The 21,252-nt window shown below is 43.3% G+C and carries 15 protein-coding genes and 2 pseudogenes; 9 read left to right on the top strand and 8 right to left on the bottom strand.

Annotated features, from left to right (window positions below):
* Positions 1 to 10 precede the first annotated feature (10 nt).
* Positions 11 to 619, bottom strand: a complete 609-nt coding sequence (locus tag ACR5KR_RS02255) for a hypothetical protein (protein WP_448265294.1) — start codon at positions 617 to 619, stop codon at positions 11 to 13.
* A 120-nt stretch (positions 620 to 739) separates the two neighbouring features.
* On the opposite strand from ACR5KR_RS02255, the gene ACR5KR_RS02250 reads away from it, so the two are divergent.
* Positions 740 to 1,447 (top strand): Uma2 family endonuclease, encoded by a 708-nt coding sequence (locus ACR5KR_RS02250; RefSeq protein ID WP_448265293.1) that lies wholly within the window; start codon positions 740 to 742, stop codon positions 1,445 to 1,447.
* 60 nt (positions 1,448 to 1,507) lie between these two features.
* Here ACR5KR_RS02250 and ACR5KR_RS02245 read toward each other — a convergent pair whose 3' ends face one another.
* The 5 genes from ACR5KR_RS02245 to dnaJ form a co-directional block, all read right to left on the bottom strand.
* The gene (locus ACR5KR_RS02245; protein WP_448265291.1) at positions 1,508 to 3,097 is read right to left on the bottom strand and encodes a glycoside hydrolase family 57 protein; all 1,590 of its coding nucleotides are present in this window, start codon (positions 3,095 to 3,097) and stop codon (positions 1,508 to 1,510) included.
* An 807-nt stretch (positions 3,098 to 3,904) separates the two neighbouring features.
* Complete coding sequence (locus tag ACR5KR_RS02240; protein ID WP_448265289.1) at positions 3,905 to 4,645, bottom strand: Uma2 family endonuclease; 741 nt, start codon at positions 4,643 to 4,645, stop codon at positions 3,905 to 3,907.
* A 93-nt stretch (positions 4,646 to 4,738) separates the two neighbouring features.
* Entirely contained in the window at positions 4,739 to 5,884 is a 1,146-nt protein-coding gene (gene rsgA / locus ACR5KR_RS02235) for a small ribosomal subunit biogenesis GTPase RsgA (protein ID WP_448265288.1), read from the bottom strand.
* Entirely contained in the window at positions 5,881 to 6,138 is a 258-nt protein-coding gene (locus ACR5KR_RS02230) for a sulfurtransferase TusA family protein (RefSeq protein WP_099102520.1), read from the bottom strand. Before ACR5KR_RS02230 ends, rsgA begins: the two co-directional genes overlap by 4 nt.
* Complete coding sequence (gene dnaJ, locus ACR5KR_RS02225) at positions 6,138 to 7,265, bottom strand: molecular chaperone DnaJ (protein WP_322668135.1); 1,128 nt, start codon at positions 7,263 to 7,265, stop codon at positions 6,138 to 6,140. Before dnaJ ends, ACR5KR_RS02230 begins: the two co-directional genes overlap by 1 nt.
* Before the next feature lie 230 nt (positions 7,266 to 7,495).
* Between dnaJ and ACR5KR_RS02220 the strand changes: the two genes are divergently transcribed.
* Positions 7,496 to 7,711 carry a hypothetical protein gene (locus ACR5KR_RS02220; RefSeq protein WP_448265287.1) on the top strand — a complete coding sequence of 72 codons (216 nt, stop codon included), beginning with the start codon at positions 7,496 to 7,498 and terminating at the stop codon, positions 7,709 to 7,711.
* A gap of 320 nt (positions 7,712 to 8,031) precedes the next feature.
* Here ACR5KR_RS02220 and dnaK read toward each other — a convergent pair whose 3' ends face one another.
* Positions 8,032 to 9,990 carry a molecular chaperone DnaK gene (dnaK, locus tag ACR5KR_RS02215; RefSeq protein ID WP_445632197.1) on the bottom strand — a complete coding sequence of 653 codons (1,959 nt, stop codon included), beginning with the start codon at positions 9,988 to 9,990 and terminating at the stop codon, positions 8,032 to 8,034.
* A gap of 329 nt (positions 9,991 to 10,319) precedes the next feature.
* Positions 10,320 to 11,025, bottom strand: a pseudogene (grpE, locus tag ACR5KR_RS02210) (nucleotide exchange factor GrpE).
* Here grpE and ACR5KR_RS02205 point away from each other — a divergent pair.
* The 7 genes and pseudogenes from ACR5KR_RS02205 to ACR5KR_RS02175 all read left to right on the top strand — a co-directional run bounded on the left by ACR5KR_RS02205 (position 10,995) and on the right by ACR5KR_RS02175 (position 21,220).
* Positions 10,995 to 11,186, top strand: coding sequence for a hypothetical protein (locus tag ACR5KR_RS02205; protein WP_445632269.1), 192 nt, complete (start codon positions 10,995 to 10,997; stop codon positions 11,184 to 11,186). The pseudogene grpE and the gene ACR5KR_RS02205 sit on opposite strands and share 31 nt — an antisense overlap.
* Before the next feature lie 251 nt (positions 11,187 to 11,437).
* A complete protein-coding gene (locus ACR5KR_RS02200; protein ID WP_445627962.1) occupies positions 11,438 to 13,444 on the top strand; it encodes a GspE/PulE family protein in 2,007 nt (668 codons plus the stop codon).
* 195 nt (positions 13,445 to 13,639) lie between these two features.
* Positions 13,640 to 14,770 (top strand): annotated as a pseudogene (locus ACR5KR_RS02195) (type IV pilus twitching motility protein PilT); the annotation flags it as partial.
* A gap of 134 nt (positions 14,771 to 14,904) precedes the next feature.
* Positions 14,905 to 16,128: a type II secretion system F family protein gene (locus ACR5KR_RS02190; protein ID WP_445627963.1), complete on the top strand. Its 1,224-nt coding sequence runs from the start codon at positions 14,905 to 14,907 to the stop codon at positions 16,126 to 16,128.
* 235 nt (positions 16,129 to 16,363) lie between these two features.
* Positions 16,364 to 16,924, top strand: coding sequence for a hypothetical protein (locus tag ACR5KR_RS02185; protein ID WP_445627964.1), 561 nt, complete (start codon positions 16,364 to 16,366; stop codon positions 16,922 to 16,924).
* A 586-nt stretch (positions 16,925 to 17,510) separates the two neighbouring features.
* Complete coding sequence (locus ACR5KR_RS02180) at positions 17,511 to 18,611, top strand: protein kinase domain-containing protein (RefSeq protein ID WP_448265285.1); 1,101 nt, start codon at positions 17,511 to 17,513, stop codon at positions 18,609 to 18,611.
* 560 nt (positions 18,612 to 19,171) lie between these two features.
* Positions 19,172 to 21,220, top strand: coding sequence for a protein kinase domain-containing protein (locus ACR5KR_RS02175; protein WP_448265284.1), 2,049 nt, complete (start codon positions 19,172 to 19,174; stop codon positions 21,218 to 21,220).
* Positions 21,221 to 21,252: the final 32 nt, after the last annotated feature.

Raw genomic sequence — 21,252 nt, 5'->3', positions numbered from 1 at the left:
AGTAAGAAAATTATCTGTGGCACATTAAAGCAACACAAAGGTAATCTGAATAGTCCGCTAGAATTTCCTGAATTTTAAGTTGCCACTCAGCTTCTTCGTCACTGACTATCTGATTTCCCTCTAACGTATTTACAAAGGCTTTTATCCCTGCATCTTCGCCCAATTCATACCATTCACTATTGGGAGTTACAATCGCATACGGTACTACTTGAGGTAAATCAGCAACCCGACACGGATAGGGTATAGGTGTTCCTGATTCTACAGGTTCAAATTCTATAAAACGATACCAATCCCACTTGCCTTGAGGATTATAAGTTAATACTTTATATTCACCTTTTTCATCAATGCCATCTACTTCGTCTTCAAACCATTCCAATTCTATTTTGGCTAAAGCTTCCAAATCATTATTACAAACTTCCCAATCTGCTGCCATCTTTTCAATCTTGTCTAAAGGAAAAGTTTCAAGGCGTTTTATCTCGTTTGCCAGTTTTCCATAGTTCAAGTATTCTCTGTAAGGTTCAACTTCTATATTTTCATTGTAGAAACTTAAAAGTTCTTTTACTTTAGTTTCGATATTGTCTGTATCTAATGGCATTATAACTAAAGCAGAAAAGTGCATTTTCCCTCCAGTGCTATAACTAAACTTAGAGAAACATAAGAAATCTGGTTCACTTTTTATTTGGCTAAAGAATTCAGATGCTAAATTTAATCTAGCCCTAGTTGAGTTGAGTTACTACCCATGACAACCTCAGTAGAGTATATCCCCATTACCCCGATTGAGTATCCAGATGAGGACGGTAAGCCGATGGCTGAAGGTGATTTACAGCGCAAGTGTCTCGTATACGCTACGACTGTGCTGGAAATTTATTTCCAAAATCACCCAGATGTATACGTCGCTGGTAATCTATTTATTTACTACGAAAAAGGTTATCCAGAATCTGTTGTCGCTCCCGATGTATTTGTGGTGTTTGGAGTAGAAAACCGTGATAGACGCTCTTATAAAACCTGGGAAGAAAATAATCAAACCCCAGATTTTGTTCTAGAGATTACCTCAAAAACTACCCGTAGCAAAGACCAAGGTGCAAAAAAAGGAATTTACGCCTTTCTGGGAGTGCGTGAATATTTCCAATATGACCCTACAGGCGATTATCTCAATCCCCAACTCCAGGGTTTACAATTGGTCGATGGCAATTATTTTCCAATGGCAACCAATACCTTACCAAATGGTACAGTGTCTCTACACAGTGAAGTTTTGGGGCTAGAGTTACGCTTGGAGGCGGGAAAATTGCGTTTTTATAATCCAGCGACGGGTCAAACACTCCTAACTCATGAAGAGGAAGCAGCTGCACGACAAGCCGCAGAAGAGGCTCGACACCAAACGGAGCAAAAAGCGCAAAGATTAGCTGCTAAACTTCGAGAATTAAATATCGATCCAGATAGCCTTTAGCTAAAAATAATATAGGGTGAGCAATGCCCACCCTACTGCTGTTAATTATTTTTTGTGAGGCTATAGCGGACGGTAGACGCGATAGTTGATTTCGGGGAAGATATTATCCATTAACTCGACTTTTTCCAGCCAACCACTATCAATTTTGCCAACTTTAACGTCTTCATAGAGCTTATTGAACCGCATCAGGTGCGATCGCGTCCGTCTGACTGCATAGGGTACCATCGTTCCTGTCCGCATAATAAATGCCCAGTCGGAAGATTGTGCTAATAACAATTCCCGCGCTGCTTGGTTCAATGCTTTCCACCCCAACTCATCTTCTGGTTCCAGTTGCGAGATTTCAATCATCCGTTCAGCAGCTTTGTGCAAATGCGGATAAACCCACGCATTCGTTTCATTCAACCAATACTCGTGGAAACCCTTAAAACCCCAACTAGACTGCGAAGGACGACAAACTTGCTGCGTCGGCTGCTCCCGCAAATAGTCTGCTAAATGGGTCATTCGATATGTTCCTTGGTCATACCAAGACTTACGAAATAGGTAATCGATGAACCAAGGGCCTTCATACCACCAATGTCCAAATAACTCTGCGTCATAAGGTGAAACAATAATTGGCGGTCGTTGCATTATACCATAGAGATGCTCAGATTGCCGCTCTCGATTATACATAAAATTAGCAGCGTGTTCTGCTGCCTTTTCTCTAGCCCAATAAGGATCGTAGAGCGCCTTATCTGAAAGACCTAAGCCACGTCCCGTAATTTTGTGATATTTAATGCCCGTGTTTTTTCGTTGACCATTGGGCATAATGTAGGGCTTGATATACTCATATTCTGCTTCCCAGCCCAAATCTTTATAAAATTCCCGATATTCCGCTGCCCCAGGATAGCCTACTTCAGAAGACCATACCTGTTGGGAAGATTCATGATCTCGACCAAAAACAGCAACACCAGTTTCTGTATAAATTGGGGCATAAGTGCCAAAGCGCGGCCGGGGACGGGCGTAAAGGATGCCATGCCCATCAGTGAGGAAATAGCGTAACCCAGCATCAGCTAGCATCCGCTCTAAACCTTCATAGTAGGCACATTCCGGCAACCAAATGCCTCTAGGTGCTTGTCCAAAGGTTTGTTCGTAATGTTCGCAGGCTACCTTAATTTGCGCCCACACAGCTTGGGGATACATTTTCATCAACGGTAAATAGCCGTGAGTAGCGCCGCAAGTGATAATTTCCAGGTTGTTACTGTCTTGGAACTTCTTAAAAGCTGTCACCAAGTCCCCGTCGTAGCGTTCCCATAGCTGACGCGCTTCGCTAAACTCAGTCGCGTAATGTTCGGCTAAATAACGAAGATGCCCGTTGTTGACATTATGTTCTACTTCTAGTGCTACAAGTTCTTCTAGTTGAGCTAAGTGTAATTCATAGCGTTCTTGAAGCAGGGGATCGCGAAGCATCGACACTAAAGGGGGTGTCATACTCATCGTGATTTTAAAGTCGATACCGTCTCGCTTTAAGCCTTCAAATACTTTCAATAAGGGGATGTATGTTTCTGTAATGGCTTCATAAAGCCATTCTTCCTCCAGCACGTAGTCACTTTCTGGGTGACGAACGAAGGGCAGATGTGCATGGAGTACAAGCGCGACGTAGCCGATAGCCATAGTGATTTTGGGGTGATACTTATAAGTTGAAGGTCGAGAGGTTTGGCAGAAATTAACAATATTTTAAGACTTTATGGGGATCGTAAAGTAGATTTATAGCAGTTTTCAATCAATTTAAAAGTCTTGTGCCAATCTTTCAGCCCGTTATCATTCCTGTTCTAGTTTTTGGTTGGCTTATTGCAGTAAAAAAATCAGGTTTCTAAGTTACAGTCCTTTTGTGACCTTTACGGCTTGAGAGTTTAATAATTATTTTTGAGCTACGTTCGGGTAGTTTCAGTTTCAATCAGCGCTTCGCCGCGAATCGCTCAGTTGAACGTTTAATCCACCCCTGAAATTTTCTTCTTTACGAGACGCTATGCAAACAATTTTGAATGCATAAATTTTGCTTTCTCCAATCAAGTTGAGTTGGAACGATGCCTATGATGGTCACTGAGCCTGTCCTGAGCGTAGCCGTAAAGCCTGCGGCATAGCTACGCTTCGGGCGCAGCCTCTTGTAGAGAAGGGCGCAGCCGTACCACTTGCCTACGGCACGCTGTTTGCGTTCGTGGAAGCAAGCTACGCAAAGCAGACGCTCCAGAAGTGCGGGCTACGCCTACGCCAGAATTATACAAAAAATGCTGAACTCGAACGTCGAAACCTGAAACAATGATGATGTGATTTTGCGATCGGCCAGCAAAGTTGTGATCGCTATTTAATTGAGTAGCTTCGTAATTCTAAGTTTGAGGTTGTCCAAGGGACTTTATTCAGATATTGTTTGGTTCATAGCATTATTTTTCCATGTCTAGTTTAGAGCTAAAATTCTATTTTTCAGAATAATTGCTCAGGATCAATACCTGCGGCTTGCAAGCGTTCTGCCAATATTGCAGCCCGTTGACGTTCTTGTTCTAGTTGTTGATTTGTTTGCTCTAACTGTTGATTTACGTGCTCTAACTGTTGATTTGCTTCTTCCTCTGGCAACATCACCAGCTGCCTATCTGGGGTAAAAAAGCGTAATTTCCCTAAATATACTGCCAAATGCAGCCCTAACTGCTGACTCCACAACCAACCCGACTCATTGGGTACAAGTTCTTGGTATTGCCCATCAACTATGTGAAATCCCTGTAATTCTAGGTTATTTGGGTCAAACCAAAAGTAATCTGGAGTGCGAAATGTATTCTGGTATATTTGTTTTTTCAAACCTTTATCAACCGAGGCAGTGGAGTTAGATAATAGCTCAACAATCACATTGGGGTATTTGCCGTCTTCTTGCCATACAACCCAGCTTTTGCGGTCTTTTTTCTCTGTATCTAAAACCACAAAGAAATCCGGCCCTCGAAATTCTTCTGATTTTTTTTGATTGGGACTGAAATAGATTGTCAGGTTGCCGGTAGCATAAAAATCCTGACGATCGCGCCACCACCATTTAATCAGGCGGATAAGCAAATCAATTTGTTCCCGGTGTAAGTCAGATTCCAAGGGGGGTTCGTCACTAAAGATATCACCTGGTGGGAAAATTATACTCTCAGTGACATCTTCTAAACTAGCGGTGACAGCAAGGGGCTGAGACATACAAGATAGTTTTTTATGTTTGTCTCTATGCTATCGTGACTAACCTTTGCATTATGAGTGCATAGGTGCAGCCTGTTATAGACATCGCACTCCTTATTCCTCATCCCGATATAACTCTTGCAAGTCTTGTAACTGAGTCTTGCGGGAAATCCGGCGATATTTTTTACTTTCTAACTTGGGTTCGTATTGACTCTGCCCTTTGCCTTTGCTTTTGCTTTTTAACTTCATGGTGGATTCTGGATCGGCTTGTTGATGTAGCTGTGTTTGATGAGCGATCGCCGCGTCCAAAAATTCTAAATAATGTTCGTATCGTTCCCAGTCTCCCCGCACCACGCACTCAGGCTCGTCTCGATGCAGACAATCACTAAACCGACAGCTAGCAACTGCTAACCGCTTTCTAGCTTCTGGGAAATAATGGATTAATTCTTCTGGTATACAATCCATGTCCGGCTGATTAAAACCGGGAGTATCAGCCAGTAAACCACCGCTAGGCAACTCAAATAACTCTATATGGCGAGTGGTATGACGACCACGAGCTAGTTTTCCAGAAACTTCTCCGACTCGCAACTGAAGAGAGTCAATCAGCGTATTAATCAGGCTAGATTTGCCAACGCCAGAAGGCCCAGCGATGACGGTAATTTTATTGCTCAAATATTTGGCTGCTTGGCCAGTATTAATACCATCTTTAACACTGATAAATATCGGTTCATAGCCCCAACCGAGCAGGCGATCGCTAACTTCTTGTTGTTCTTGGAGTGAAACTAAATCACTTTTATTCAAACATAAAAGTACATCCAAGCCAGTAGACTCAGCCTTAATCAGAAATCGGCTCAACTGATAAGGTTCCAAAGGTGGATCGGCAACGGCAAATACCAAGAGAATTTGGTTGACATTGGCGATCGCGGGACGATCTAACTCACTTTGGCGGGGTAAAACCTCAGCGATCGCACCCCGTCCCCCAGCCCAATCTGGCTCTTCTACCACAACGCGATCGCCTACCATCACCTGTTGTCCAATTTTTTTCAGACGTGTTCGCCGAGTACAAAGCAGCAGAGAAGGCGAGGGCAAAGAGGCATTTAAATCCAGTTTCTCCTCTGCTCCCCTGGTTACTGAGCGCAGTCGAAGTATGCTCCTCTGCTCCCCTGCCTCTCGATCCATCTGTACTCGGTAAAAATTAGCTTGTACAGCCACCACCGTACCCAATAACTGTCCAGTTACGTCAAAATTTTTCCCTGTCATTGGCTAGCAACTGGACGGCGCACTAACAGAGAAAAATAACTAGTGCAGTCTGTAATTTGTTCCACCTGATAACCTGCCATTGTCAAACTATCAGGAACCTGCTCAATCGGCTCACCAGGGTCTAACCAGACTTCTAGCAAACCTCCCAATGGCATTTTCTCCAGACGTAGTTTTGTCCGCACGAAATTAATCGGGCAAGGGGTGCCGCGTAAATCAAGTTGAGCATCGGGAGTTAAAACAGAAGAGGGCATCATCACTTAAATAAATTTCCCAAGAATCCTTCTAGACCGCCTTTACCAGTCCGATCGCCCTTAATTTTAGCTAGCTTTTCCAGCAGTTCCCTCTCCTCTGGGGTGATTTTATTGGGAATATCAATTAATACGTTCAGCATGTGATCCCCACGACTTACGGGATTACCCAAGCGGGGTACGCCGCGATTTTCCAACTTCATCACTGTATTCGGTTGAGTTCCAGCTGGAATGATTAGTTCTACTGGCCCATCTACTGTATCTACCTCTAACCGACAACCTAAAATCGCTTGCAGGTAGCTAATTTTGATTTCCGAGAGAATATTAATCCCATCTCGTTGAAATTCCTCGTCCTCATTTACGAACAAGTAAACGTATAAATCCCCAGGAGGGCCACTACGTTGACCAGCATCTCCTTCACTAGAAATCCGCAAACGTGTGCCATTATCCACCCCCGCTGGAATAGTAATTTTGAGTTTCTTTGTGACTTGATTTGCACCCTTACCATCACATGCGTCACACTTATCTTCAATTACCATCCCTGTGCCATTACAGGTGGGACAAGTCGAGACCTGGGTGAAACTGCCAAAGGGTGTTCTAGTCACACGCCGTACTTGAGCCGAACCGCCACAAGTCGAACAAGTCCGAGGGCGGGTTCCAGGTTTAGCACCAGAACCGCTACAAACTTCGCAATTTTCTAGATGGGAAATGCGAATTTCTTTTTCGCCGCCAAATATGGCTTCCCGAAAGTCTAACTTCAAATCTAGCCGCAGGTCATCACCCCTGGCGGGCCCACTGCGGCGTCTTTGTTGGGTGGGATTACCCATACCGCCAGCAAAGCCACTAAAAATGCTTTCAAAGATATCGGCAAAACCACCCATATCGCCGACATCTTGAAAGCCCGCGCCAGCACCAGATACTCCCTCTGGACCAAAGCGATCGTAACGAGCGCGGGTTTCGGGTTCTGAGAGTACCTCATAAGCGCGGTTAATTTCTTTAAAGCGATCCTCCGCCCCCGGTTCTTTGTTCACATCTGGGTGATATTTCCGGGCTAGACGGCGATAGGCTTGTTTGATTTCTTCTTTGTCAGTGTCACGAGAGACACCCAGGATTTCATAATAGTCGCGGGCCATATAGCAAAGGTAAAAGTTAGAAGGAAGAAAGCTGAAGTCAGTAGAACGTCATTCACGGTCACTTGCTACCCTATGGATTAAGTGTTTTGCCTACAGAGATGCAAGAGCAACACATTATCCTTTAGAGGGCGGCTTGCCGGAGGGCAGGCAGAAGATAAAATTAATTTTTATTAATAACTGATTTTACCCTTTACCTTTTACAAAAATCACCGACAAATCTTGAGCAACAGATGCTTTCCTCGTGGGAGACGACAAAAGCTATAGAAGTTAGGAACAGGGGAAGCCTCTGCTCAGACTTCTCACTGCCGAGTCGGCTGTCTCTTTTACAATTGTGCTACGTAGGAGAGGAAAACCTCGCCCATCAACCAGAGGGGCTAGCCGCACCATTAGGTGTGGAAAACCACCCTTATGCAATGGAAGCGGCTCTGAACTTGCACATTGCCTAGCCCAAAGTAATTTGCTTCTACAATCTAGCAAAGGACTGAGGTCTTGTGAAACTTCGTTAAATATTTAAATATATTAAAATATCTTAATAAAAATTTGCAAATTAGGATATTGGGAATTGGGGATTGGGAATTGGGGAGGCAGTGCGGTCTTCTTCCTTGGCGCTAGCCTCTCCCTTTGGGAGAAGGGGAGACCCCATCGCCCTTGGCGTCTCCCCAAGTGGAGCAACTGCCGTCATTGGGCACTCAAAAGAGGCACAGGGGAAAACTAATCTCCCTGCTCCCTTGCTTCTTCCCCATGCCCCATACCCAATGCCCATTCCCTAATCTATCGCCTCATAATCAGCCTGAGCTGTACTTTCTTCGTCAAAATCAAAGTTGAATTGTGGTATTAGCGTGCCATTCATTGGTGAGTCTACTTCTGGGGTAAAGTGACTAGATGAACCCCCCTCAATCTCATCAGTTTGGCTGTTAGCTCGATTGTAGACATCAGCACCAATTGCAAACAAGGTTTGTTGGAAGTCGTCTAAGCGCTGCTTAAATTCCACTGGGGAAATGCTGGAGTCAATCATTGCAGCTTGGAGTTGTGCAACTTTTTCACTGGCCAAGGTCTTCATCTGGTCGCCGATAAAGTTGCTATTATCCTTGATTGTAGATTCATAACTGAACAACAAATTATCTGCTTGGTTTTTGAGTTCAACCAGTTCTTTACGTCTTCTATCTTCTTCGGAAAACAGTTCGGCCTCTTGGCGCATCCGTTCGACTTCGTTGCTACTCAAACCACCTGTATTGGTAATCCTGATACTCTGTTCTCTACCTGTACCTTTATCTTGGGCAGAAACCTTGAGGATGCCGTTGACATCAATTTCAAAGGATACTTCAATTTGCGGTACACCACGGGGCGATGGGGGAATTCCTGCTAGCAAAAACTTGCCGAGACTCTTGTTATCTCGTGACATCGCTCGTTCACCTTGGAGGATGTGAATTTCCACTGAGGTTTGCCCATCAACGGCGGTGGAAAAAACTTGTGACCGACTCGTAGGAATTGTAGTGTTGCGTTCAATGATTTTGGTGAACACTTCACCTAAAGTTTCAATTCCCAAGGACAGAGGAGTGACATCCAATAGCAAGAGATTATCGACTTCACCACCTAACACACCTGCTTGGATAGCTGCTCCCAATGCTACAGCTTCGTCAGGGTTGATGGAGCGATCGGGAGCTTTGCCGTTGAAAAACTTAATTAGGGCGTTTTGGACTGCCGGAATACGGGTAGAACCACCTACCAAAATAATCCGATCAATGGCTTCTGGTTTGAGATCCGCATCTTTGAGCGATTGGATTAGTGGTTCGATGGTCGCTTCAATTAATTTCGCGGCGAGTTCTTCAAATTTCGAGCGACTGAGTTCCATCTCCAGATGCTTTGGCCCGGTATCATCAGCTGTGATAAATGGCAAGTTGATGGAGGTATTCACCATACTGGAGAGTTCAATTTTTGCCTTTTCCGCAGCTTCTCGCAGGCGTTGCAGTGCCATTTTGTCTTGGGAAAGGTCGATTTTCTCTTGTTCTTGGAAACGTTCCATCATCCAAAGGACGATCGCATTATCAAAGTCGTCTCCACCCAAGTGGTTGTTACCACAAGTCGCCTTCACTTCAAAAACGCCATCCCCAAGTTGCAGGATCGATACGTCAAAAGTACCGCCTCCCAAGTCAAATACTAAAATTAGCTGCTCTTGGTCTTGCTTTTCCAATCCGAAAGCTAAAGCCGCAGCTGTTGGTTCATTAATGATTCGCAGGACTTCTAAACCTGCAATTGTGCCAGCATCTTTAGTTGCTTGTCTTTGGGCATCTGTGAAATATGCTGGTACGGTGATCACTGCTTGAGTGACTTCCTCACCCAAAAAGTTTTCCGCATCCTGCTTCAGCTTTTGCAGGATCATTGCAGATAATTCTTGTGGCGTATAATTTTTTGAGCGAATTTGGACATCAACAGTCTCGTCTCGACCTTTGATACAGTTGTAGGGGACGCGATCGCGTTCTACTTCAGTATCTTCCCAACGCCGCCCGATGAATCGTTTAATACTGTAAATTGTGTTTTCAGCATTGGTTACGGCTTGGCGCTTTGCCAATTGACCAACCAAGCGATCGCCACTCTTCCCAAATCCCACAATACTTGGAGTCGTTCGTCCCCCTTCAGAATTGGAGATCACAAGTGGTTGACCACCCTCCAAAACTGCGACGCAACTGTTAGTAGTGCCTAAGTCGATCCCAATAACTTTTCCCATATTTGCCAGTATTTTTACTGAATATTTCTGCTGTAATATGTCGCGGACTAATACCATTTTGGATTTGAGATTTGAGATTTTGGATTGTGAAACATCCATTGGATAAGTGTTTCAGTTTTCCATCTGTCGCAATCATTTTTCACGCTTGGTATAACTTTTTGCTAAGAACAAAGGCTAGCGGATAACGTCTGTGCAACCCCTGTTGCTGGTAGCAATCATAAAGTTGAAACACAGAGAGTTATCCAAAGCCTTGTCCAAGTTTGAGGTACGCGATGCTCGTCCTTGCTATAACCCAGGCACTTGAGGTCAGCGAGGCGAGCGACTACAGCTTAACTGCTGGCTGAACTCGACTGATCTTCTGGTGCAAAAGGTGTATTTTCCTTGGGAGCAGCTACTTTGACCATTGCATGGCGTAGCACGCGATCGCCCAAGTAATATCCGCGCACTAACTCTTCTAACACTGTTCCTTCAGGATGTTCATCCGTAGGTTCCCGCATTACTGCTTCGTGCAGGTTAGGATCGAATTCTTGACCTTCGGGACGCATTGGTGAGACACCCAAGCGCTTCAGGCTATCTACTAATTGTTTGTAAACGCCTTGGTAACTTTTGTGCATGGTCATTTCGCCCTCAGACTGCGGTTTGAGGTGCGATTCGCGCCCGCTCAAAATTATCGACTACTGGTAGCAATTCCAAAATTGTATTCCGCTTCACCTGCAACTCTAGGTCTTCTTTTTCTTTGCTAGTGCGTTTCCGGTAATTCTCAAAATCAGCGGCAATCCGCATATATTGAGTACTACGCTCTTCTAGTTGCGTTTTGACGGACTCGATTTGTTGAGTCAGTTCTGCCAAAGCTGCCCTTTCTACTTCAGTTTTCTCAGTTGCAGCGACGCTATTTTCTGAATTGACAGCAGTATCGCCTGATACATTTGTTTGGGCCGCTACTTGTTCTGTCACCTCGCTGCCAGATTCATTGAAATTAGTTTGGGCTGGGAAGTCACTCTTCATTGCTTGCTTTACCTCTGTTGGTTCACCCAATTACTGGCTTGTATTGTTTATCTGTTTATTTTCATCGATCGTTGTCTATTCATTCCAGATCCTATTTATGGCAGTGTATCTCCACAGCTTGCAACCGTCGTCATCCACGACGTGCCACTGAGGCTGATTTTATTGCCGACAAGTTTCTGGAAGCGATCTAACCGTCCTCTTATTGTGACAAATGGTGAACGCGTTAGCCCAGACGTTACTAAGGCGGGAACCCGAACGAGTAATTTGCAATAATAGCGCCAAATGCGACTCGTCCCTCATCTTATTTGAAAATATCTTGAATGCGTGAATTTTGAATTCAAAGCAAAGCGACGTGACTCAGGACTTTTTTGGGAAATGAGAATTCTATCTCCCAGTAGGGGAATACTTTAAGCAGAGGTTCCCCCTACTCATTCGCTCATTTATGACTTACTCGTCACCACAACGGCGCAGTACCGCTCTAACAACCAGAACAGAGTTTTCGCCCTTCGGCAACAAGCTAGTGCAATCTGGCTATGTCAATACCGAACAGATGAGGCAGGCATTAATTGAAAGCCGCAAATCTGGCAGACCCTTAACGGAAGTATTAGAGTCAATCACTGGGCAACAACTATCGCCTGAGTTGCTCAGGCAATACAAAAAACAGCAGCTATTTGAACTGAAAATATTATACGGAGTTGAATTCCTCGATCCAGAAGTCAATTCCGTTGGCAACACGATGATGGGGAACCTGATTGAAACCCTCATCCCAGTGGATATCTGCCGTCGCCATCGCTTAGTACCACTGTCGAAACACGAAGACCAAACCCCGCCCTCAGTTTTAGTGGCGATGGTCGCTCCAGATAATCTAGAGGCTTCCGATGACCTGAACCGCATCTTGCGCCCCCAAGGCTTGGCGTTACAGCGCATGGTAATTACCCAGGAAGACTACCAGCAGCTAATCAACCAATATTTGGATGAAATGGCTGTTCGGCAAAAACACCTAGAACGAGAAAACTCTACAGATATTAGTCAAGATTTAGAAAATCTTGGGAATCTCGATCTTGCAGATGCTCCTGAAGAAATGGAGGCTGATTTAGGCGCAGCGATGAAGGGTGCAGAGGATGCCCCAGTTATTAACCTAGTTAATAGAATCCTGGCTAAAGCCTTGCATGAGGGCGTTTCTGACATTCATATCGAACCGCAAGAAGAAAGCTTACGCATTCGCTTTCGGAAAGATGGCGTACTGCGTGAAGCTTTCCCCTTAATGCCGAAAAAAATCATCCCGGCGGTGACAGCCCGATTTAAAATCATCTCCAATCTAGATATTGCTGAACGGCGCCTACCTCAAGATGGACGTATCCGGCGGCTGTTTGAAGGACGTAAGGTGGACTTCCGGGTGAATACCTTACCCAGTCGCTACGGGGAAAAGGTGGTGCTGCGGATTTTGGATAACTCCTCCACCCAACTGGGATTAGATAAGTTAATTACCGATCCAGAGACTTTGAATATTGTCAAGGATATGGTTAGCCGTCCCTTTGGGTTAATTTTGGTAACTGGGCCAACTGGTTCGGGAAAAACAACTTCGCTGTATTCTGCACTTTCAGAAAAGAACGATCCCGGAATTAATATCAGTACCGTAGAAGACCCAATTGAGTACAGTCTTCCAGGGATTACTCAAGTACAGGTGATTCGGGAAAAAGGGCTAGATTTTGCTACCGCTCTGCGGGCTTTCTTGCGGCAAGATCCAGATGTGTTACTGGTGGGTGAAACGCGGGATAAGGAAACGGCAAAAACAGCAATTGAAGCTGCCTTGACCGGTCACTTAGTATTAACTACCTTACATACCAATGATGCCCCAGGAGCGATCGCTCGTTTGGGAGAAATGGGGATTGAGCCTTTCATGGTTTCTAGTTCCCTAATTGGCGTTTTAGCTCAACGTTTGGTGCGGCGTGTATGTTCTGAATGTCGTGTCCCCTACACCCCCACAACTGAGGAACTAGCTCGTTATGGTCTATCAGCTTCCTCAGATGTCGGAGTCACTTTCTATAAGGCTAACACCTTGACATTAGATGCGATCGCAGATGCCAAAGCCAAAAATAACCTTTGCCCAAAATGTAATGGTGTCGGCTACAAAGGACGTTGTGGTGTTTATGAAGTCATGCGAGTCACCGAAAATCTACAAACTCTGATCAACGAAGATGCACCCACAGAACGCATCAAAGAAGTGGCAATAGAAGAGGGCATGAAAACCTTACTGGCTTACAGTTTGGACTTAGTGCGTGAAGGTTCCACCACTCTAGAAGAAGTAGAACGAGTGACGTTTACTGATACTGGCTTGGAAGCAGAGTTAAAAGCCAAACGCAAGACTGGTCTTACCTGTCGGAGTTGCGATGCCACATTGAAACAAGAATGGCTGGATTGTCCTTACTGTATGACAGCTCGGTTTTAAGAATAGTCATTAGTCACTTGTACTGAGCGTAGTCGTAAAGCCTGCGGCATAGCTACGCTTCGGGCGCAGCCTCTCGTAGAGAAGTATTGGTCATTGGTCATTAGTCATTAGTCATTGGTGAATGCTTAATAACTTTAAACAAATGACAACGGACAAATGACAAATGACAAATAAAAAACATTAAAAGGAAGCAGAACTATGGAAATGATGATTGAAGACTTGATGGAGCAGTTGATTGAGATGGGTGGCTCGGATATGCACTTATCCGCAGGTTTACCTCCCTACTTCCGCATCAGTGGCAAACTTACCCCCATAGGTGAGCATGTATTGACAGCCGATCAATGTCAAAGGCTGATTTTTAGTATGCTCAACAATACCCAGCGTAAAACCCTAGAGCAGACTTGGGAGTTGGATTGTTCTTATGGTGTTAAGGGTTTGGCTCGTTTCCGGGTCAATGTCTATAAAGAGCGTGGTGCTTATGCTGCTTGCTTACGAGCATTAAGTTCTAAGATTCCTAACTTTGAAAAATTAGGTCTGCCAGATATCGTGCGGGAAATGTGCGATAAGCCTAGAGGACTTATCCTGGTGACAGGCCCTACAGGTTCCGGTAAGACAACTACTCTAGCGGCAATGATTGACTTGATTAACCGCACCAAGGCAGAGCATATTTTAACGGTGGAAGACCCAATTGAATTTGTCTATGAACCAATTAAAAGCTTGGTTCACCAGCGGCAACTGGGAGAAGATACTAAGAGCTTTGCTAATGCTTTGAAAGCAGCCCTGCGGGAAGATCCAGATATTATTCTAGTAGGGGAAATGCGCGATTTGGAAACAATTTCTTTGGCGATTTCTGCAGCAGAAACAGGACACTTAGTATTTGGTACGCTACACACAAGTTCCGCCGCCCAAACTGTTGACCGGATTATCGACGTTTTCCCTCATGAAAGACAAACCCAAGTGCGAGTGCAATTGTCTAACTCATTGGTAGGGGTATTTAGTCAAACCTTGGTATCCAAGAAAAACCCTAAACCCGGTGAATATGGTCGGGTGATGGCTCAAGAAATTTTGATTGTCACTCCTGCTATTTCTAACTTGATTCGAGAAGGTAAAACATCTCAAATTTACTCAGCAATTCAAACTGGCGGCAAATTGGGAATGCAAACTCTGGAGAAGGTTTTAGCTGATTTTTACAAAGCCGGAACGATTTCTTTTGAAGCAGCGATGTCTAAGACTTCTAAGCCTGATGAAATTCAACGTCTCATCGGTACTTCTGTACCACCGCAGGCAGCAGGTGCGAAACCTGGTACGGCGGCCAAAGCACATTAAAGGAACTGGGGAGTAATAATTTTAGATTTTAGATTTTGGATTTTAGATTGACATTTAATCCAAAATCCTCAATCCAAAATCAAAAATAAAATTGTTTCATGCCCAATTAATAACAACTATTTTGAATTTATTTTATGCCAAACTTCGTTGCCCGTGTTCGGGATTCGCAAGGAAAATCTCGAACAGAAAAAATTGTTGCTGAATCCTTGGTACAAGCTCGTACTAATCTTAGAGATCAAGGTTTTGTAATCCAAGAACTCAAGCAATCTCAGGGATTTCAGCCAGATGTTGCCTTGAAAAATTTCCAGAATTCCTTGGTTAAGGTTTCTGTGAAAGACAAAGCCGTTTTTTCGCGTCAATTTGCCGTTTTGATGAATGCGGGAGTTGCGATCGTTAGAAGTTTGGGGGTGCTTTCCGACCAGTGTAGTAATACTAAACTGAAACAAGCCCTTGTGGAAATTAGTACCGATGTTCAAAGCGGAATGAATCTTTCAGAGGCAATGCGGAAGCATCCTGACTGTTTTGATGGATTATATGTAAGCATGATTCAAGCTGGCGAAGTTGGTGGTGTTCTAGACGAAGTATTGAATCGTTTAGCCAAGTTGTTAGAAGATGTTGCTCGTTTACAAAACCAAATTAAATCAGCACTGTCTTATCCAACGGTCGTGGGTTTTATCGCAGTTGCTATTTTTCTTGGTATGACTATTTTTCTGATTCCGATTTTTGCCACAATTTTTGTACAACTTGGAATCACATTACCACCTCTAACGCAATTCTTGATGGATGCTAGTAAATTTCTGAGAAGTCCGGGTGCTTTAGTTCTTCTTGCTGCTCTTATCGGACTGAAATTTGCCTTTACACAATACTCTAAAACTCCTGTTGGTCGGATCACAATCGATCGTTTTTCCCTCAAAATGCCATTGTTTGGTGACTTAATTCAAAAATCTTCAGTTGCCCGTTTTAGCCGGACTTTTGGTTCTTTGACTCGTTCAGGTGTACCAATTTTAACTTGCTTAGAAATTGTCCGAGATACATCAGGAAACCAAGTGATTGCCAATGCCATAGACGCAGCCCGGATGGAGATTCAACAAGGAGGCATGATTAGCATTGCTTTACAAAAAGATGCCGTTTTTCCGGCTATGGCAATTCAGATGATTAGTATCGGAGAAGAAACTGGAGAATTAGATGGAATGTTGATGAAAGTTGCCGATTTCTATGAAGATGAAGTCGAGCAAGCAGTAAAAGCAATGACCAGTATTTTAGAACCGGTGATGATTGTGGTTCTAGGGGGAATGGTGGGAACCATTTTGCTAGCGATGTATTTGCCTATGTTTGCAGTATTTGAAAAGCTGGGATAAAGGATTAATAGTTAAGAGTTAGAAGTTATGAGTTAGGAATTAAAATTTTTTATTTCTAACTTTTAGCCGCTCGCTAATTAATTTTATTCTTAACTCCTGTACAGACGCGACGCCAGTCGCTACAACGGGGAGGCAGCGCGGTCTTGGGGGTTCCCCCCATGAGCGACTGCCGTGGGAACCCCCGCAACGCGCTGGCTCATTAATCGCGTCTCTACTCCTCACTATTTAATAAACTATGACTGTGCAAAAATCTCAGTACGAAGCGAGTTTGGCAGAGTACAGCAATCATCTAGCTGCGATCGCCTTACTAAAGCAATATCGGCCATACTTGGAGATGATTCCCAGTCTGCGCCGTCCTGATGAAAGTGTCATCACTATACCCTTGCCAATTGTTCGGCTTCGCAATCCTGCTACAACAGCCTTACAAACGATTTGCTTACCCTGTGATGTGGCAATTTTGATGTGCGATCCAGAGTGGAAAATTAAAACTGGAGCAGAAATTTTAGTCTTTATTCATCGCGCTGACGAAGACTTTTCTGATTTGTTAGGACGTTGGCGACAAACCCAAGTTTATCTAGACAATGATTATGAGTGGTTGATGCCTCTGCGTCACAGTCATATTTTGAGTGAGGGAGCTAATACTGTATATCCTCTGTTTATCGTTTTTAATGAGACTTTAGAACGCATCCAAAGAGGTCTTGTGGGAGCCGAACTCCCATTTATTGTGCAAACACCGGATTTGCTGGTTGAGGAGAATCTCACAGATATTTTCTCTTCACAAACTCCACCAGCTTAGGGACTGATACCAATTCAAAATTCAAAACTTGTACTGAGTTTCGGCTGCGCGGTAATCGAGCGAAGTCGAGATTCAACTACCGCGTAGCCGAAGTATTCAAAATTCAAAATTAAGAAAGTGAGAATTAGCATAGGTTTTATGGTTCGCATCTGTATCATATTTTTTGTGAATTGGTATGACAGCAGAATTCAAAAGTAAAATACGCTTTCTACCTGGGTAACAGACGAATCGTTGTGTACCTAACTAGTTTAAAATCTGCTGTATAGTCAAAAAAACATCATAAATGTACTAAGTGTAAAATTACATATTTTTACTTCCGGCTACGCCGTCCCCTTTTGCTAAACTAGAGGGGTTTTATTATGTGTATCTTCATACAAAATTTTTATAAATACCCACGCAACAGACTTTCACCTTTACAAAACTACAAATTAGCTCTTCACACATCCGTGAAAAGACTAATTCTACAAAAATTTATTTTTACTTTTTGAAGAGTAATGAGGATTTGGCAAAGATTCAGTAATCTTACTGTTGCCAATAAAGAATTGTCATAGAATTAGAGACGTTTAAGAGCAGATATTTTATACAAATGAATCGTTTTCCTCAAAAAATAACGAATTCTCAAGAGAGCATTTCACAACAAACTCAGTTGAGTCATATGTGTGGTTCCAAACGGCTATTTCGCGATCGCTATGAAATACTGCAAATTTTAGGTAGAGGTGGTTTTGGTGTAACATTTTTAGCCAAAAATGCCGTATTACCTGGGAAGCCACTGTGTGTTATTAAACAGCTTTGTCCAAAAGTGACTAGTCCTCAAAGTTGGCAAAGGGCATGTATGCGCTTTGAAAAAGAAGCAAGAATTTTGGGACAACTCGGTAGTCATTCGCAAATTCCCATGTTATTAGACTACTTTCAGGCAAATGGGGAGTTTTTTTTAATTCAAGAATATGTGCCGGGTTTGACTTTGGCGCGAGAAGTGCGGCAAACTGGGCCCAAAAGTGAAGCCTCAGTTAAGCAGTTCTTACAGGAATTATTACCTGTCTTACAGTATCTTCATAAACATCATGTGATTCATCGGGATATTAAGCCTCAGAATTTATTGCGATGTGAATATGATGGGCGCATAGTGCTGATTGATTTTGGTGCGGTGAAAGAGAAATTAGTTGATGTTTGTGAAAACTCAATCAATCAAGCTGTAAATACCAACTTTATCGGGACTAGGGGATTTGCACCACCAGAACAGTTTTCTTTACGTCCAGTTTATGCCAGTGATATTTATGCACTGGGTGTAACTTGCATTTTTATGTTGACTGCTAAAAGTCCTTTAGAATTGGACTACGACCCAAAAACTGGTGAAATATCTTGGCAAAAACAGGTAAATATCAGCAACAGTTTTGCCCAGATTTTAGGAAAAATGGTGAAAATTACTTTAGAGGAGCGGTTTAAGACTGCCGATGAAGTAATGACAGCTTTAAGTAATGAAAGTTATTTGCCTACTTTGGCTAACTGTTTAACTACCCAAAAATTAAATAATAAAAGTATTACACAACACGAAATTACACAAAATAAAATTACACAACATGAAATTATACAACACGAAAATTATGATGTATACATACCACCTGTAGCTAGAACTGCTAGTGCCATTCGGAAATGGAGAGCAAGAGCAAGATTCAAGGAAACAAGATAACATACAGCAGAATTCAAAATTCAGAATTCAGAATGGGCTACGCCCCGCTGCGCTAACAGGAGTAAAACATACTTTATACCTGGGTAACAGACTTAGCTTGTGTATCGCACTTTCCTTGAAATCTGCTGTATGTTGCAGCCTTTTTAGTTGAGGTATCAAATGAATAATTAATTATGGGCAATTTAAAATAGCTAAAACAAATTTAGTAAGCATTTTGACTATATTTGATAGTCAGTAATGATTTATTGATCGGGGTTTATATTCATTACTTAGTCAGTTGTCGCTTGCTAAGATACAAGCAAAATTACTATGTTTAAAAGTTCCTACCAATATTTTTATTTAAATTATTATATAATCGATAGAATAATTAATCTTATGGCTCTCGTAGTTTTCCACAGATGAGGAAGACTGACTACTATTTACAAAAGCTAACTATATAAGTAATTCCCCAATCCCCAGAACAGGGTTGATCTACCACAAGTAAGCGAGAGTCAATTATCTTAAGGGAAAGTTCGGGACAAACTTAGCCTAAGTTGTCATGCAGTCGCGCCTGTCAGATCATGATCTGCTGCTTAAATCCCGATTGCTCAAATCCCCTGAATCCCAATGGAAAGAAGTTTTGCCAAAGTTGTAGCACCCCGCTGGTGTCACTTTTAAGAAATCGCTTTCGTGTGATCCGAGTCCTTTCAGATGAGGGGGGATTTGGCAGAACCTATCTATCAGAAGACGTAGATAAACTCAATGAACGCTGTGTTATCAAGCAATTAGCTCCAAAATTCCAAGGAACTTGGTCGCAAAAAAAGGCGATGGAGTTGTTCGCCGAAGAAGCGCAGCGACTACAAGACCTTGGGGAACATCCCCAAATTCCGACTTTGATAGCTTATTTTGAGCAAGACGGCTGCCTATATTTGGTGCAGCAGTTTATTAATGGAGATAATTTGTTAAAGGAGTTGCAACAGCGCAAGGCTTATAACGCTAGAGACATTCAATCTATTTTGTTAGATTTACTACCCATCCTAAAATTTATCCACGATCGCAAAGTTATTCACCGAGACATCAAGCCAGAAAATATTATCCGCAATAAAAATGATGGACGATTAAGCCTAATTGATTTTGGCTCCTCAAAGCAATTTACCGCCAAAGTTCAGCAGAAATCTGGCACATCCATTGGTTCGCATGGTTATTCTCCCCTAGAACAAATTAGAGATGGGAAAGCTTTCCCCGCCAGCGACTTGTTCGGTGTGGGGGCTACGTGCTTTCATCTGCTAACGGGAAATTCTCCGTTTCAGTTGTGGATGGAATCTGGGTACGCCTGGGTAAGTAATTGGCGAGAATATTTGCGGAGTCCGTTAAATCCTGAGTTGGATTTTGTCATCGACAAGCTTTTGAAAAAAGATATCCAGGAACGTTACCAGTCAGCCGAAGAAGTCCTAAGAGACTTGACTCCCAAACAACTCCTCGCACTGCCACCTGCGGGTAAGTCATCTGGGAAATTACCAGCAACTAAAGCACCAGCTTTACCAAAAAGCTATCCCTTACTGAGGATTTTAATCTTGGTAAGTGCTTTCATTCTGTTATTTGGATTCAGCGAATCTTGGTATAAAAATTTTCGCCGGATTCAAACCAGTTTGGTCTCTAGGTTGATTCAACAAAATAGTCCTAGTAAAAATGATGCGATTTTGAGCCAGATTAACTTGGGTAAAGTTTCCTTAGCTAACACCCTCCAAGGACACGAAAACTCAGTTTTATCTGTCGCCATCAGTCCCGATGGTAAAACCATAGCCAGCAGTGGCGACGATGGCACTATCAAACTTTGGAATCTCGCAACCGGAAAACTAATCGCTTCACTCAAAGGGCATTTTCAGCAGGTGAATGTCGTAGTAATTAGTCCAGATGGCAAACTTCTAGTTAGTGCTAGTGATGACAACACGATTAAAATCTGGAATTTGGCAACGCGAAAACAAATTCGCACTCTTATAGGGCATTCTGACTCAGTTCATGCCCTAGCCATCAGTGCTGATAGCGAGACTTTAGTTAGTGCGAGTGATGACAATACGATTAAAATCTGGAATTTGGCAACAGGAGAGCAAATTCGGACACTAGCAGGGCATACATTCTGGGTGCGGTCAGTGGCTATTAGTCCTAATGGTGTGATTCTGGCCAGTGGCAGTTTTGACAAGACGATCAAAATCTGGAATCTAGCAAAGGGATACCCAATCCGCACACTAGAAGGAAATTCTCAAACAGTGACAACTGTGGCTATTAGCCCAAATGGTAAAACTTTAGCCAGTGCTAGCCGCGATGTCTACGACGGGCTACGCCTACGCACCATTAAACTTTGGAATTTAGCTACGGGAAGAGAACTTCGCACCTTAGCAGGACATAGCAATACTGTCACATCCGTAGCCTTCAGTCCCGATGGTAAAATTGTTGCTAGTGGTAGCCGCGATCGCACTATCAAATTGTGGAATACAGCTACAGGAGAAGAAATTCTCACATTAGCAGGGCACACCAACACCGTCACATCTGTTACCTTCACTCCTGATGGCAAAACCCTTGTTAGCGGTAGTGAAGATAACACGATTAAGATTTGGCGGTTGTCTCAGTGAGTGGAAATTAGGGATTGGGGATTGGGGATGAA

The organism is Nostoc sp. DSM 114159 (assembly GCF_053470285.1).
Note: the sequence above shows the minus strand (reverse complement) of the source record. Positions and strands in the feature narration are given on the sequence as shown.